This is a genomic window from Methylophaga sp. (assembly GCF_009711715.1).
In the GTDB taxonomy this organism is placed as follows: Bacteria; Pseudomonadota; Gammaproteobacteria; order Nitrosococcales; family Methylophagaceae; genus Methylophaga.
Window position 1 is genome coordinate 135,976 of the sequence record NZ_VENF01000011.1, and the last position, 13,624, is coordinate 149,599.

Annotated in this window: 12 protein-coding genes; 2 read left to right on the forward strand and 10 right to left on the reverse strand. The window is 51.7% G+C overall.

Going from position 1 to position 13,624, the window contains the following annotated elements; translation table 11 throughout:
• Window positions 1–70: 70 nt before the first annotated feature.
• From lpdA to FH755_RS08965, 7 genes are all read right to left on the reverse strand, one after another.
• Window positions 71–1,843 carry a dihydrolipoyl dehydrogenase gene (lpdA, locus tag FH755_RS08935; protein ID WP_292440705.1) on the reverse strand — a complete coding sequence of 591 codons (1,773 nt, stop codon included), beginning with the start codon at window positions 1,841–1,843 and terminating at the stop codon, window positions 71–73.
• The gene (locus FH755_RS08940; RefSeq protein WP_292440707.1) at window positions 1,840–3,186 is read right to left on the reverse strand and encodes a dihydrolipoyllysine-residue acetyltransferase; all 1,347 of its coding nucleotides are present in this window, start codon (window positions 3,184–3,186) and stop codon (window positions 1,840–1,842) included. The genes lpdA and FH755_RS08940 overlap by 4 nt, the downstream gene beginning before the upstream one ends.
• A gap of 3 nt (window positions 3,187–3,189) precedes the next feature.
• On the reverse strand, window positions 3,190–5,844 hold the full coding sequence (gene aceE, locus FH755_RS08945) for a pyruvate dehydrogenase (acetyl-transferring), homodimeric type (RefSeq protein WP_292440709.1): 2,655 nt from the start codon (window positions 5,842–5,844) through the stop codon (window positions 3,190–3,192).
• A 266-nt stretch (window positions 5,845–6,110) separates the two neighbouring features.
• Entirely contained in the window at window positions 6,111–6,710 is a 600-nt protein-coding gene (locus tag FH755_RS08950) for a protein-methionine-sulfoxide reductase heme-binding subunit MsrQ (RefSeq protein ID WP_292440711.1), read from the reverse strand.
• A 16-nt stretch (window positions 6,711–6,726) separates the two neighbouring features.
• Window positions 6,727–7,686, reverse strand: coding sequence for a protein-methionine-sulfoxide reductase catalytic subunit MsrP (gene msrP, locus FH755_RS08955; protein WP_292440713.1), 960 nt, complete (start codon window positions 7,684–7,686; stop codon window positions 6,727–6,729).
• A 9-nt stretch (window positions 7,687–7,695) separates the two neighbouring features.
• Complete coding sequence (locus FH755_RS08960) at window positions 7,696–8,319, reverse strand: DoxX family protein (RefSeq protein WP_292440715.1); 624 nt, start codon at window positions 8,317–8,319, stop codon at window positions 7,696–7,698.
• 72 nt (window positions 8,320–8,391) lie between these two features.
• A complete protein-coding gene (locus FH755_RS08965; protein WP_292440717.1) occupies window positions 8,392–8,736 on the reverse strand; it encodes a low-complexity protein in 345 nt (114 codons plus the stop codon).
• A gap of 100 nt (window positions 8,737–8,836) precedes the next feature.
• Here FH755_RS08965 and FH755_RS08970 point away from each other — a divergent pair, with 100 nt between their 5' ends.
• Entirely contained in the window at window positions 8,837–9,448 is a 612-nt protein-coding gene (locus tag FH755_RS08970) for a sigma-70 family RNA polymerase sigma factor (RefSeq protein ID WP_292440719.1), read from the forward strand.
• A gap of 4 nt (window positions 9,449–9,452) precedes the next feature.
• A complete protein-coding gene (locus FH755_RS08975) occupies window positions 9,453–9,692 on the forward strand; it encodes a hypothetical protein (protein WP_292440721.1) in 240 nt (79 codons plus the stop codon).
• A gap of 248 nt (window positions 9,693–9,940) precedes the next feature.
• Here FH755_RS08975 and FH755_RS08980 read toward each other — a convergent pair whose 3' ends face one another.
• The 3 genes from FH755_RS08980 to FH755_RS08990 are packed head-to-tail and all read right to left on the reverse strand — an operon-like array spanning window position 9,941 to window position 13,615.
• The gene (locus FH755_RS08980; RefSeq protein ID WP_266237058.1) at window positions 9,941–10,198 is read right to left on the reverse strand and encodes a DUF1244 domain-containing protein; all 258 of its coding nucleotides are present in this window, start codon (window positions 10,196–10,198) and stop codon (window positions 9,941–9,943) included.
• Window positions 10,176–12,206: an ABC transporter ATP-binding protein gene (locus tag FH755_RS08985; RefSeq protein ID WP_292440724.1), complete on the reverse strand. Its 2,031-nt coding sequence runs from the start codon at window positions 12,204–12,206 to the stop codon at window positions 10,176–10,178. Before FH755_RS08985 ends, FH755_RS08980 begins: the two co-directional genes overlap by 23 nt.
• Entirely contained in the window at window positions 12,203–13,615 is a 1,413-nt protein-coding gene (locus tag FH755_RS08990; protein WP_292440727.1) for an ABC transporter permease, read from the reverse strand. The genes FH755_RS08985 and FH755_RS08990 overlap by 4 nt, the downstream gene beginning before the upstream one ends.
• Window positions 13,616–13,624 lie beyond the last annotated feature (9 nt).

The following is a 13,624-nucleotide window of genomic DNA, read 5'->3' on the forward strand; positions in this document are numbered from 1 at the left end:
GCATGCTCACGTACGGCGCAGGCATGCCCTCTTTTTCATTCAGACTGGCACAGGCCAGTGACCCAACGCATTACTTGGAATGCAGCGTTTTACGTGGCGGCATCAGATCAGTGATACTGCCTTCGGCCATTTCCGCGGCAAAACACAGGGTTTCCGACAAGGTAGGATGCGGGTGAATCGTCAGACCGATATCTTCAGCATCCGCGCCCATCTCCAGTGCCAGTGTTGCTTCAGCAATCAGTTCACCGGCATTCGGACCGACGATGCCAGCACCGATCAGGCGGCCGCTGTCTTTCTCGAACAGCGCTTTGGTCAGCCCCTCATCACGGCCCAGACTCAGGCTACGGCCACTGGCGGCCCATGGGAAAGCGCCTTTAACGTAATCAATGCCTTGTTTCTTGGCCTCGTCTTCACTCAGGCCCATCCACGCAACTTCCGGATCGGTATAAGCCACAGAAGGAATTGTCATCGGTTCAAATACCGATTTCTGACCAGCAATCACTTCTGCCGCCACTTTGCCTTCATGGGTAGCTTTGTGCGCCAGCATAGGCTGACCGACGATGTCGCCGATAGCAAAGATATGTGGGACATTGGTACGCATCTGGCCATCGGTGGCAATAAAGCCCCAGTCATCGACAGCAACACCAGCCGCTTCCGCGTTGATCAGCTTGCCGTTTGGTGTGCGACCGACTGCCACCAGAATCTTGTCAAAGGTATCTTCTTCAGGCGCATCTTTGCCTTCAAATTTAACCTTCAGACCCTTTTTCTGTGGTTCGATGCTTGCTACCTTGGTGCTCAGGTAAATATTTTCGTATTTATCCTGCACCCGTTTCAGCAACGGCTTGACGATATCTTTATCGGCACCCGGAATCAGGCTGTCCTGCATTTCCACCACGGTAATTTTCGATCCCAGCGCATCGTAAACGGTGGCCATTTCCATACCGATAATGCCGCCACCGATGACCAGCAATCTTTCCGGCACATCTTCCAGTTCCAGTGCATCGGTGGAGTCCATCATGCGTGGATCATCATGCGGGAATACCGGAATCTTGGTGACGCGTGAGCCTGCCGCAATAATACAGTTGTCGAAGGAAATGGTCTTGGTACCGTCTTCACCCTCAACCTGCAATGTATTCGGGCTGGTGAAGCTGCCTTCACCGTGAACGATGCTGACCTTACGCTGCTTGGCGAGGCCCTGCAGACCACCGGTCAGTTGTTTGACCACGCTGTCTTTCCAGCCGGCCAGCTCTTTCAGATTAATTTCTGGTTTGCCGAACTTGATACCATGACCACCCATTTCATCGGCTTCATTGATGATTTGCGCGGTATGCAACAGCGCCTTGGACGGAATACAGCCGACATTAAGGCAAACACCACCAATACGTTGATGTCGTTCGACCATAACCACATTTTTACCCAGGTCCGCTGCGCGGAAGGCGGCCGTATAACCACCGGGGCCGGAACCTAACACCAGCACCTCAGCGTGCATATCGGCATCACCAGCCGGCGCAGCCGCCGGTTTAGGGGCGGGCTTGGATTCCGCTTTTGTTTCAGTTTTGCTTTCTTGCCTGGCTTCGGCTTTTTCTTCAGCAGGCTGTTCCGCTTCGGCCACTTCCAGGGTCAGAATCACGTCACCCTCACTGACTTTGTCGCCGACGCTGACTTTCAGACTGGCCACCTTACCACTGGCAGTGGATGGAATTTCCATCGCAGCCTTGTCAGATTCCAGGGTAATAATGTCCTGGTTTTCGCTAACTTCTTCGCCTTCGCTGACCAGCACTTCAATAATTTCAACGGCGTCAAAATCGCCGATATCGGGGACTTTAACCTCGATCACACTCATAGTAATACCTTTCGGATATCTGACAACATCTGGCTCAACATCACCGTGAAGCGGGCACCGGCAGCACCATCAATGACACGGTGATCGTAGGAGATGGATAATGGCAGCATCAGACGCGGCTCGAACTCTTTACCGTTCCAGACCGGTTTCATGCTGTGACGGCTGACACCCAGAATCGCGACTTCCGGAGCATTAATGATCGGCGTAAAGAACTGACCGCCAATACCGCCCAGGCTCGAAATCGAGAACGTGCCGCCCTGCATATCCTTGGCGCTGAGTGCACCGTCACGGGCACGCTTACTGATCTCACCCAACTCACCGGCCAGTTCCAGGAAGCCTTTCTTGTCGACATCCTTAATCACCGGCACCATCAGGCCATTCGGTGTATCTACGGCGACACCAATGTTGTAGTACTCCTTCAGAATCAGGCTTTCTTTATCCTCACTCAGTGAAGCATTGAACTCCGGATAGGCTTTCAAACAGGCTACGACGGCTTTCATGATGAACACCAGCGGCGTCAGGTTGACACCACGGTCTTTCGCCATTTGCTTGTTTTCCTGACGGAAATCTTCCAGTTCAGTGATATCGGCTTCGTCAAACTGGGTCACGTGAGGGATATTCAGCCAGCAGGCATGCAGATGCTTACCGGAGATCTTCTTGATACGTGACAATTCCTGCGTTTCGATATCGCCGAACTGTTCGAAATTAACCGTCGGTACCGGTGGAATGGCACTGCCCGTCTGCGCGGGTGCCGCAGCTGGCTGGGTCAGCGCATTCTTAACGTAGCCCTGCACGTCTTCCTTGGTGATACGACCCTTGGGACCGCTGCCGGTCACCGAAGTCAGTACTACGCCCAGTTCACGGGCGAAACGGCGTACTGAAGGTGAGGCATGCGCACGACGGATACCGGATTTATTATCCGGGGCGTAAGGAATAGGCTCTTTCAGCTGTGGTTCCTGAGAAACACTACCCGCTTCAGCCGTCGTCGGCGCCGGCTTTTCTTCCTGCTTGGGTGCTTCGGCTTTAGCAGGTTCAGCAGATTTTTCTTCTGTCTTGGGTTGCTCAGCAGGTTTTTCCTCCTGCTTGTCTTCGGCACCACCCTCAGCCGCTTCAACCAGGGCGATCACTGTGCCTTCACTGACCCTGTCACCGACAGCGACTTTCAGTTCCTTGATCACCCCGCCCTTGTCAGCCGGGATTTCCATCATCGCCTTGTCAGACTCTACCGTGATGACTTCCTGATTCGCATCAATACTGTCGCCTTCGGCCACCAGTACTTCAATGATTTCAACGTCTTCGAAGTCACCAATATCGGGTACTTTAATTTCAATCAAATCTGCCATTGTTTATGCCTTAACCGGGTTCACTGAATCTGCGTTGATGTCATATTTCTTGATAGCATCAGCGACAACTTCAGGCTTGATATCGCCTTGGTCTGCCAATGTGCTCAAGGTAGCCACAACAACATGGTAGCGGTCGACTTCAAAGAAACTACGCAGTTTCTCACGGGTATCACTACGGCCGAAACCGTCAGTACCCAGTACCGTGTAAGGTGCTTTGATCCATGGGCGAATCTGCTCGGCATAAACCCGGATATAGTCGGTAGCGGCCACGACCACGCCCGGCTCATCATCCAGACACTCAGAGACATAGCTGCGTTTCTTCTCAGCGCCTGGATGCAGAAGGTTGTAGCGATCCACTTCCTGACCGTCACGGGTCAGTTCATTGATGCTGGTTGCACTCCAGACGGTAGCCGCCACTTTCCAGTCTTTTTCCAGAAGTTCAGCAGCTGCTTCAACTTCACGCAGGATAGTGCCGCTGCCCAGCAGTTGTGCTTTCAGCTTATGCTTACCGCCCTGTCTGAGCTTGTACATGCCTTTGATAATGCCTTCTTCGGCCCCTTTCGGCATTTCAGGATGCTGGTAGTTTTCGTTCATCGCGGTGATGTAATAGAAAACATTTTCCTGCTTCTCGTACATACGTTTCATACCGTTATGCACGATGACCGCCATTTCATAGGCATAAGTCGGGTCGTAGCTGACACAGTTAGGAATTGCATTAGCCATCAGCAGGTTATGACCATCCTGATGCTGCAGGCCTTCACCGTTCAGGGTGGTACGACCGGCCGTGCCGCCGATCAGGAAGCCGCGCGCCTGCATATCGCCGGCCAGCCACCAGAGGTCACCGACACGTTGATAACCAAACATCGAATAGTAGATGTAGAACGGCACCATGTTGACGCCATAGTTGGCATAGGCGGTTGCCGCAGACACCCACTCGGCCATGGAACCGGCTTCGTTGATGCCCTCTTCCAGGATCTGCCCCTTGGTGTCTTCGCGGTACCACATGACTTTACCGGAATCTTCCGGTTCGTATTTCTGACCGGAAGAGGAGTAAATACCGATCGAGCGGAACAGACCTTCCATACCGAAGGTACGGGCCTCATCCGGTACGATTGGCACAATGTTCTTGCCGATTTTCTTGTCGCGAATCAGCGCTGTCAGTACCCGGACAAAGGCCATCGTGGTGGAGAGCTCACGGTCGCCGCTGGATTTCAGTACCGCATCAAAAATCTTCAGATCAGGTACTTCCAGTGCCGGTGCATCATGATTACGTTTAGGCAGGAAACCGCCCAGCTCTTCACGGCGTTGCAACAGGTATTTCTTCTCGGGGCTGTCGTCTTTGAGCTTGATGAACGGGATCTCATCAATATCTTCATCCGAAACCGGAATATTGAATCGGTCACGGAAGCGTTTCATCTGTTCGATTTCGAGTTTCTTCTGCTGGTGAGTGGTATTCTGACCTTCACCAGCCTCGCCCATGCCGTAACCCTTAACGGTTTTCGCCAGGATAACGGTAGGCTGTCCCTGATGCTCGACAGCCCGCTTGTAAGCAGCATAGATCTTGCGAGGATCATGGCCACCACGGGACAGGTGCCAGATATCCTCATCGGTCATATCGGAGACCATTTCCAGCAGCTCAGGATATTTACCGAAGAAATGCTTACGCACATATGCACCGTCTTTGGCTTTGTAGTTCTGGTATTCACCGTCAACCACTTCTTCCATGCGCTTGAGCAGCAAGCCTTTAGTATCGCGGGCCAGTAACTGATCCCAGCCACTGCCCCAAATCACTTTAATGACATTCCAGCCGGCACCACGGAACAGGGCTTCCAGTTCCTGAATGATTTTGCCATTACCGCGAACCGGTCCATCAAGACGCTGCAGGTTACAGTTAACAACATAAATCAGATTGTCGAGTTTTTCACGACCGGCCAGTGTAATCGCACCCAAAGATTCCGGTTCGTCCATTTCACCGTCACCCAGGTAAGCCCAGACATGTCGGCCTTCAGTCGCCACGATTTCACGGTGCTGCATGTATTTCATGAAGCGCGCCTGATAGATGGCGAGGATCGGGCCCAGTCCCATCGATACCGTTGGGAACTGCCAGTAATCCGGCATCAGCCAGGGGTGTGGATAAGAAGACAGACCTTTGCCGTCAACTTCAAAACGGAAGTTTTCCAGTTGCTCTTCGGTCAGGCGACCTTCAAGGAATGAGCGGGCATAAATACCGGGTGCCGAGTGTCCCTGGAAAAAGACCATATCGGAACCGTTGCCGTAATCGTCACCCTTGAAGAAGTGGTTGAAACCCACGTCATACAGGGTGGCGGCAGATGAGAAGCTGGCAATATGACCACCGACGGAACCGGGTTTCATATTGGCTTTCACCACCATCGCCATTGCATTCCAACGGATGTACGATCTTAATTTATGTTCCATCGCCTGATCGCCAGGGATGCGTTCTTGCTGATCGACCGGAATCGAATTGACGTAGGCGGTGTTGGCGCTGTACGGCAGGTTGATGCCGGTGCGGCGTGCCATATCAATCAGTTTTTCGATGATATAGTGCGCTTTTTCGTCACCACCGGCCTCAATCACAGACTCGAGTGCATCAAGCCATTCCTGAGTTTCCTGTGGATCATGATCGACAAAATCAGTCATAAATACCTTCTTTAATCATTACGCGATGAGTATCAGCGGGACATTGTAACAGTTTTTGTTCGAAATCATCTCCACTCGCCCCCGCCCCCGGCAGGTGAACTGCGGTGATATTTAAGAAAAATCTTTACTGGCAAATATTTACCAAACAAAAGCGATTCTCAACAACGCTTAAATTTATTGAGATTTTTTGCCTGTATAAACAGCGTTGCTTAATTTAAGGATTTGGTGATGCTTCCAGACTGGAAAGCAGCTGATGAAACGGAATGTTACTGACGACTGAGCTGTTTGTGACGGCCAGCATGCAACAAACGCACACCCAGCAGACCGGTCAGGATAATGATATAAATGACCGGTTCGCGAATATCAGCTTTAACCAGCATCAGAAAATGCAGACAGGCCGCCGCCGCAACAAAATACGTCAGTCTGTGCAGCTTCTTCCAGCGACGGCCGCCGAGGCGTTTGACCATTTTATTGGTGGAAGTCGCGACCAGTGGCAGCAGCGCCACAAAATTAATAAAGCCGACCGTGATAAACGGGCGTTTAACGATATCACGCCAGATTTCACTCCAGTCAAAAAACTGATCCAGACCGAGATACAGCAGCATATGCACCGTCGCATAGAAAAAGGCAAACAAGCCCAGCATCCGCCGGAAACGAACCAGCTGATTGAATCCGGTCAACCAGCGCAGCGGTGTCACACACAAAGTGATTAACAGAAAGCGTAATGCCCACAGTCCGCTCAGGCGGGTAACGGTATCAATCGGGTTAGCCCCGAGCTGATGGGTAAAAAAGCCCCACAGCATAAAGATAAACGGATAAAGACAAACCAGAAACAACAGCACCTTGAGGTGGCTGAATTTGATCATGCTGCTTTTGTCTTTGCTAGAAATAGCGTTTGAGGTCCATGCCTGTATAGAGTTCAGCAACATCATCACCATATCCGTTAAACATCAGCGTATCGCGCTTGAGGAACTCGCCGATACGACGCTCTTTGCGCTGACTCCAGCGTGGATGATCGACATCCGGATTCACATTGGAATAAAAACCATACTCACTGGAATTGGCTTTGACCCAGGCGGTATGCGGCATTTTTTCAACAAAACGAATGCGGACGATCGACTTGATACTTTTAAAGCCATATTTCCAGGGCACCACGAGGCGGATCGGCGCGCCGTTCTGACCCAGCAGCTCCTTGCCATAGAGTCCTACAGACAGAATGGTCAAAGGATGCATCGCTTCATCAATGCGCAGACCCTCTACATAAGGCCACTCCAGTACATCGCGACGTTGTCCCGGCATCTGTTCCGGGTCATATAAAGTTGTGAATTCGACATATTTGGCTCTGGAGGTCGGTCTGGCCTGTTTCAGCAATTCCCCGAGCGGGAAACCAATCCACGGAATCACCATCGACCAGCCTTCAACACAGCGCATCCGGTAAATCCGTTCTTCCAGAGTGAAAGGTTTGACCAGGGCATCATAGTCGAAAACGCCCGGATTCTCGCACTCGCCGTCTATCTCCACCCGCCACGGCTCGGACTCATCGGGAAACTCAGTGGCATACAATGAAGGGGCTTCTTTACTGGTGCCAAATTCATAGAAGTTGTTATAGGTTGTGATTGCTTCGAAAGTCGTTTTCTCTTCCTCAGTGGAAAACTGGCTTTTTTTCAGCGTGTCATACACTTTGAGCTCGTCAAGCGGTTTGGCAAGCCCAACCGATGGCAAGGCACTGGCCAGCCCCACCGAGATAGCGGTGTTTAGAAACTGTCTGCGACTTTTATAGACCTGGTAATCAGTCACTTCTGACTCCGGCAGGTCCCAGGATTTTCTGCGTTTGATAAACATGTCATTACCTCAGTTTGGCTGATACTGGCGTGTTATCCAGTAATCCAGGCTCAAATACTTGCCGGCACCGATAAAAAACAGGGTCAGCAGCATGACAAAATAAGTGGCGGCAAATTCAATCCCGTTATTAAGAACAACGAAACTGCCCGTTTCGGTCAGCCAGTCATAATTGCCGTGTTCCTGCAGGATGCCGCGTGCCCGTTCCAGTCTTTCCAAGGCACCATCCACATTGTCAGAGGGAAAAGCACTCATCTTGTCGTGAATCGCCTGCCAGCCGTTGTGCCAATGCACTGTGACTGCCGCAACTATCATCGTGACCATTAAGGGGATTGCCGCCCAGCGTACTGCCAGACCCAGAATCAATGCGATGGCACCGAAATACTCTGCTCCCCAGGCCAGATAGGCCATGACTTCGGGGAAAGGCAGACCTAATCCCCAATCCGGGTTGGCAAACCAGTTAATGGTATTTTCCAGCGAGCTGTCAGCATCAAACGGGTTCCATTTGTTGTTGGCAGCCACCCAGAAAACGGGAGCCAGATAGAGCCTCAGTAACAGCGGAGCCAGAAAATCCACGCTACGGGTCTTATCCAAAAGATTTTTCAGGCTGCAGCCCAGACTTGTCAGCGACATCATGATGTTATCCTTCTGAAAGGATAAGGGCTCATTTGAGCCCTTATCCAGTCCTTCAGACGGTGGGCGAGTGGTTTATTTGTTTCCACCACATTTCGCTTCACCGCATTTGCCTTCTTCCATTTTCTCTTTTTTCATTTCGCCGCCACATTTGCCTTCTTCAGCTTTTTTGTCAGCGCCGCATTTCGCTTCACCGCCTTTGCCTTCTTCCATTTTCTCTTTTTTCATTTCACTGCCACATTTGGCTTCACCACATTTGCCTTCTTCAGCGTGATGCTCAGCCAGTTGCATGTAGCCGTTAGAAAGTTCCTGGGCAGCGAATGGGTTTTCTGCACTCGCGATGTTTGGAGACAGGGCCAGACCTGCAGTCAAAGCCGCGCCCGCAGCAATTGAAAATGAAGTTCTTTTCGTAGTAGCCATCGTTATATCCTTCTCTCGTTATGAAACAAAAAACAACCGGCCACGCTTGAGCCAGTCCTGCTACCATAGACTTTTGTGTTCGCTGATTGTTACAAACGGAATGAAAAAAGTTGCATCGCTCAATCAACTGGACGAGAAAGCGCTGATCGACAAGCTGATTGAGGGCGATGCAGCTGCATTTGAATTTGTTGTGGATCGTTATCACAGCATCATGCTGTCAGTGGCCAGAGCGATTATTGGTGAAGCTTTCGCTGACGAGGTGGTACAAGATGCCTGGGTCTCGGCCATCAAAGCCCTGCCCCGCTTTGAAGGCCGGGCTTCGCTCAAAACATGGCTTTTGCAAATTACCAGCAACGGTGCCAAAACCCGACTGCGGCGGGAAAGCCGGCAATTATCCCTGGATGACGGCTGGCAGGCTGAACCTGACTACAAATTCGATCAACGCGGCCACCGGATTGATGATGTATTACCCTGGAATATCGACACACCCGATGCCTTGCTGGAAAACGAACAGCTCAGGCAGGTAATAGAGACCACTTATCAAAAGCTGCCACCCCAGCAGCGTGCCGTTCTAACCATGGCCGATATGGAAGGTCTGGAGATGAAAGAAATCTGTAACATTCTCGACATCTCCGCGTCTAATGCTAGAGTCCTGCTGCATCGCGCCAGGACAGCATTGCACCACAGTATTGAAAAGTATCAGGAAAGCTAGATAAATGTTTGAGTGTAAAGATGTTGCTGAAGAAGCCAGTAACTACCTGGATGGTGATTTGCCACTGGGTAAACGGGTAGGCTTGTTCCTGCACCTGGTGTATTGCAGCTGCTGCCGCCGCTACCTGCAGCAGATTCGGCAGACTATCAGCACAGTCAATATTCTGCGTCCTCAGGAGCAGCATGACACGGATACTCAGGCACTGGCGGAAAAGCTGCGTATGCTCTCAAAAACAGAGTCCTGAGCGTGGTTTCTATCTTAGCGTAGGTGGATTTGAGCCACAGAGGCTCAAAGGACCCAGTGAATCAAAATAGCTATCCGCGGATTTTCACAGATTAAACTGGTTCCGGCGCAGTCATAGCGCAACATTTACTTTTGCCGGAAGCCCGACGCTGCCTTTTCTTACAATAATCTGTGGCCATCTGCGTCATCTGCGGATAAATCAAAAATGCTGTGTCCTCTGCGCCCCTGTACTTATTAATTAACTGACAGTTATTGCTTAGGCCCGGTCTGATACTTATCTTTCCATTCGCTGTATGGCATTCCGTAGACATATTCCCTTGCCTGGTCGTAGTCCATCTCTATCCCTTTGTCTTCAGCGGCAGCGAGATACCATTTCGATAAACAGTTTCGGCAGAAGCCGGCCAGATTCATCAAATCGATATTCTGAACATCGGTATTAGCCTGCAGATGTTCCAGCAGACGACGAAAGGCGGCCGCTTCGAGTTCAATTTGAGTCTGTTGATCCATAGTTATCCTCATATAAATAGCATTTAACAGTGTGACTGCGACTGAGCTGACTTAAATCCGGGTAAGTTTCCCGGCAAATCGGCATCACATGCGGGCAGCGTTGATGAAAGTGACAGCCCTTGGGCGGATTCGCCGGTGAAGGCAACTCCCCTTCCAGTTTAACGCTCTCCTGTCGGGTTTCAGTGTCAATTTTGGGCACCGCCGATAATAAAGCTTGGGTGTATGGGTGCTTGGGCGAGTTCAGCACTTCATCCCGCAGTCCCTCTTCGACCACCCGGCCCAGATACATCACCGCCACGCGGTGAGCGAGATAATCCACCACTGCAATATTGTGGGTAATAAACAGGTACGACAAACCGAACTCATGCTGAATATCACGCAACAGATTCAGAATTTGCGCCTGGACTGACACATCCAGTGCACTGGTCGGTTCGTCACAGATAATCACTTCCGGTTCTGCAGCCAACGCCCGGGCGATACAAATCCGTTGACGCTGACCACCAGAAAACTCGTGTGGGTAGCGGTATTTAATATCCGGTCTGAGACCCACCCTTTCCAGCAATTCGTCCACTTTTCTGGCTCGCTCAGCCGGGTCTTTAATCGACGAGGTCAGCATGCCCTCTTCAATCACCTGGGTGATGGTCATGCGTGGGTTCATTGAAGAGAACGGATCCTGAAAGATGATCTGCATTGCAGAACGGACTTCCTTAAGCTCACGCTCAGGGAGGCGGGTCATGTCCCTGCCGCGAAAGCTGACCTGACCCGAAGTGATCGGCACCAGTTGCAGAATACCTTTACCGACTGTGGTTTTGCCACAGCCTGACTCCCCTACCAGAGCTAAAGTCTCCGCCGGTCGCAAGTCCAGGCTGATACCGTCGACGGCTTTAACATGACCGACAACGCGTTGCAAAATGCCTTTCTTAATCGGGAAATGCACTTTCAGCCTGTCCGCCTGCAGCAGCGCTTTATCTGCCGGCACAACTTCCGACAGGCGAGAGCTGGTGACGGCCAGTTCCGGCTTGACCCGTTCTGCTGATACATCCGGGTCGTACAAGTGACAGCGAACGCCATGGCCTTCGGTTTCCAGCCAGCGTGGTGCCACATCATGACAATGCTGCCAGGCAAAGTCACAGCGATCAGAAAAACGGCAGCAATTAAACGGCTGGTTCAGCGGCGGCACACTGCCTTTGATAACCGTGAGTTTCTCTTCACGCTTCTGCTCTGAGGGCAGCGCCTCGAATAATTTTCGTGTGTAAGGATGCTGGGTATCATTAAAAAATTGCTGACGGCTGGCCGTCTCGACAATCTGGCCGGCATACATCACCGCCACATGATCCGCCATCTGGGCGACCACCCCCAAATCATGGGTTATCAGCATAATCGCCATGCCGGTTTTTTGCTGAATATCCTTAAGCAGATCCAGTATCTGGGCCTGAATAGTGACATCCAGTGCGGTGGTGGGTTCATCGGCTATCAGCAGTTCCGGCTCACCGGCCAGCGCCATCGCGATCATGACCCGCTGCTTCATCCCCCCGGAGAGTTGATGTGGGTATTCCTTGATTCGCTGTTGCGGATCGGGGATGCCAACGGATTTCAGTAACTCAATGGAACGATCATGAATGCTTTGCTGATCCATATTGAAGTGCCAGTTGAGTACTTCACCAATCTGCTGGCCGACGGAAAGCACCGGGTTCAGTGAGCTTTGTGGTTCCTGGAAAATCATTGAAACGCGTCTGCCACGAATCTTTTCCATTTCTGTCTCAGACAGCGGCAACAGGTTATGCCCTGACAACAGCACTTGACCGGCAACAATACGGCTGGCTGGGTGCGGATTGAGCCTGAGCAGCGAAAGCGCAGTCATTGACTTGCCGCAACCCGACTCTCCCAGCAGGGCAAACGTCTCACCACGGTGAATAGTGAAATCGATACCATCGACCGCACGGGCGGGATTCTCATCATGGCCAAACCAGGTTTTCAGACCGCGGACTTCAAGCAGGGTCTCTGTCATCTTGCCCCCTGCATTCTTGGATCAAAGGCGTCCCTGACCACGTCAGCAAACAGATTCGCTGCCAGCACCAGAATAAACATCGAGATAAAAGCGGCGGTGAGCGACCACCAGACTACCGGGTCACGGGCCATTTCCAGTCGGGCACTGTTAATCATATTGCCCCAGCTTATCATTGAGGGGTCAACACCGACGCCGACATAGGAAAGCACCGCTTCCGCCAGTACCAGGCCACTGAAATCCAGTACCACGGCAATCAGTACCAGGTGCATCAGATTAGGCAAAATGTGTTTATGCAGAATGCTGAAGTTGCTGGCACCCAGTGAGCGTGACGCCAGTACGTATTCAGCTTCGCGCAGCTTCAGCGTTTCTGCCCTGAGAATGCGACAGAGCCCCGTCCAGCTGGTGACACCGAGAATAATGCAAAGGAACAGCAGCCGCATATCGGCGCGCTCGGCAATCGTTTCAAACTGCTCCGGATTGTTGTTCATGTATACCTGCAGAATCAACACGGCGGCAGCAATCAACAGTACACCGGGAATCGAGTTCATTGTGGTGTAGATGTACTGAATAATGTCATCAATCCAGCCACGGAAATAGCCGGCAGCAATACCCAGCATAATCGCCAGCGGCAGCATCACCAGCGTGGTCAGTGTGCCGATAACCAGCCCGGTGCGGACACTTTTCAGTGCCTGATACAGCACATCCTGCCCCACTTTATCCGTGCCGAAGACATGATAATCCGCACTCAATGCAATCAGATTGAATGCAGTCAAAGTCAGCAGGAACAGCATCAGGTAAAAGGTTCGTAACGGGTAATCAGACTTGCCGCGGACAATGCGGCCCGCCTGACTTATGACACTGCCACCCAGTCGCCAGCGACGGAGCAGACAATGCAGGACAAATACCACAACAACCAGCAACAGACTGAATAAGCTGGCTGTAATTATCGTGCTGGTAATGTCCTGGATTTTACTGTGCGGGTCTTGCAGATGGCTGCCACCGTATTTCAGCCGCGGATAGTCATAGACCAGGGAGCCATCTTCCGCCGTCTGCATTTCCTTGACGTAAAGTCGGTGTGCGAAAGGTGCGGAATAGGTTTTCTCAACCTGTTGACGCAGCGGCTGCACCAGATGGTCAAATACGCTGATAACTTCGGTAGCGTAATGGGTGTTGATCGAGTCACCATTGGCTTCCAGCGCCGGCCGGTAATGCAGTGAATCGAGCAGACCGATAACTACATAACAGCTCAGCACCATGATAGAGATCATGCCGCGACGGCTTTGAATAACAGATTTCCAGGGAGCACGAAGATGCGGACGTCGGCGAATATAGATAACGCCTGCGGCCACCACTGCCAGTAGCAGAAAAATCAGTATGTCTGTCCAGAGAAATACGGGCAAAAAGGGCATGTGGGGCCT

Bases quoted from the DNA above. Each gene is read 5' to 3' on its own strand.
- FH755_RS08970 (WP_292440719.1), top strand. From the start codon at position 8,837: ATGAAAAAAGTTGCATCGCTCAATCAACTGGACGAGAAAGCGCTGATC.
- aceE (WP_292440709.1), bottom strand. From the start codon at position 5,844: ATGACTGATTTTGTCGATCATGATCCACAGGAAACTCAGGAATGGCTT.
- FH755_RS08950 (WP_292440711.1), bottom strand. From the start codon at position 6,710: ATGATCAAATTCAGCCACCTCAAGGTGCTGTTGTTTCTGGTTTGTCTT.
- FH755_RS08980 (WP_266237058.1), bottom strand. From the start codon at position 10,198: ATGGATCAACAGACTCAAATTGAACTCGAAGCGGCCGCCTTTCGTCGT.
- FH755_RS08965 (WP_292440717.1), bottom strand. From the start codon at position 8,736: ATGGCTACTACGAAAAGAACTTCATTTTCAATTGCTGCGGGCGCGGCT.
- FH755_RS08940 (WP_292440707.1), bottom strand. From the start codon at position 3,186: ATGGCAGATTTGATTGAAATTAAAGTACCCGATATTGGTGACTTCGAA.
- FH755_RS08985 (WP_292440724.1), bottom strand. From the start codon at position 12,206: ATGACAGAGACCCTGCTTGAAGTCCGCGGTCTGAAAACCTGGTTTGGC.
- msrP (WP_292440713.1), bottom strand. From the start codon at position 7,686: ATGTTTATCAAACGCAGAAAATCCTGGGACCTGCCGGAGTCAGAAGTG.
- FH755_RS08975 (WP_292440721.1), top strand. From the start codon at position 9,453: ATGTTTGAGTGTAAAGATGTTGCTGAAGAAGCCAGTAACTACCTGGAT.
- FH755_RS08960 (WP_292440715.1), bottom strand. From the start codon at position 8,319: ATGATGTCGCTGACAAGTCTGGGCTGCAGCCTGAAAAATCTTTTGGAT.
- FH755_RS08990 (WP_292440727.1), bottom strand. From the start codon at position 13,615: ATGCCCTTTTTGCCCGTATTTCTCTGGACAGACATACTGATTTTTCTG.
- lpdA (WP_292440705.1), bottom strand. From the start codon at position 1,843: ATGAGTGTGATCGAGGTTAAAGTCCCCGATATCGGCGATTTTGACGCC.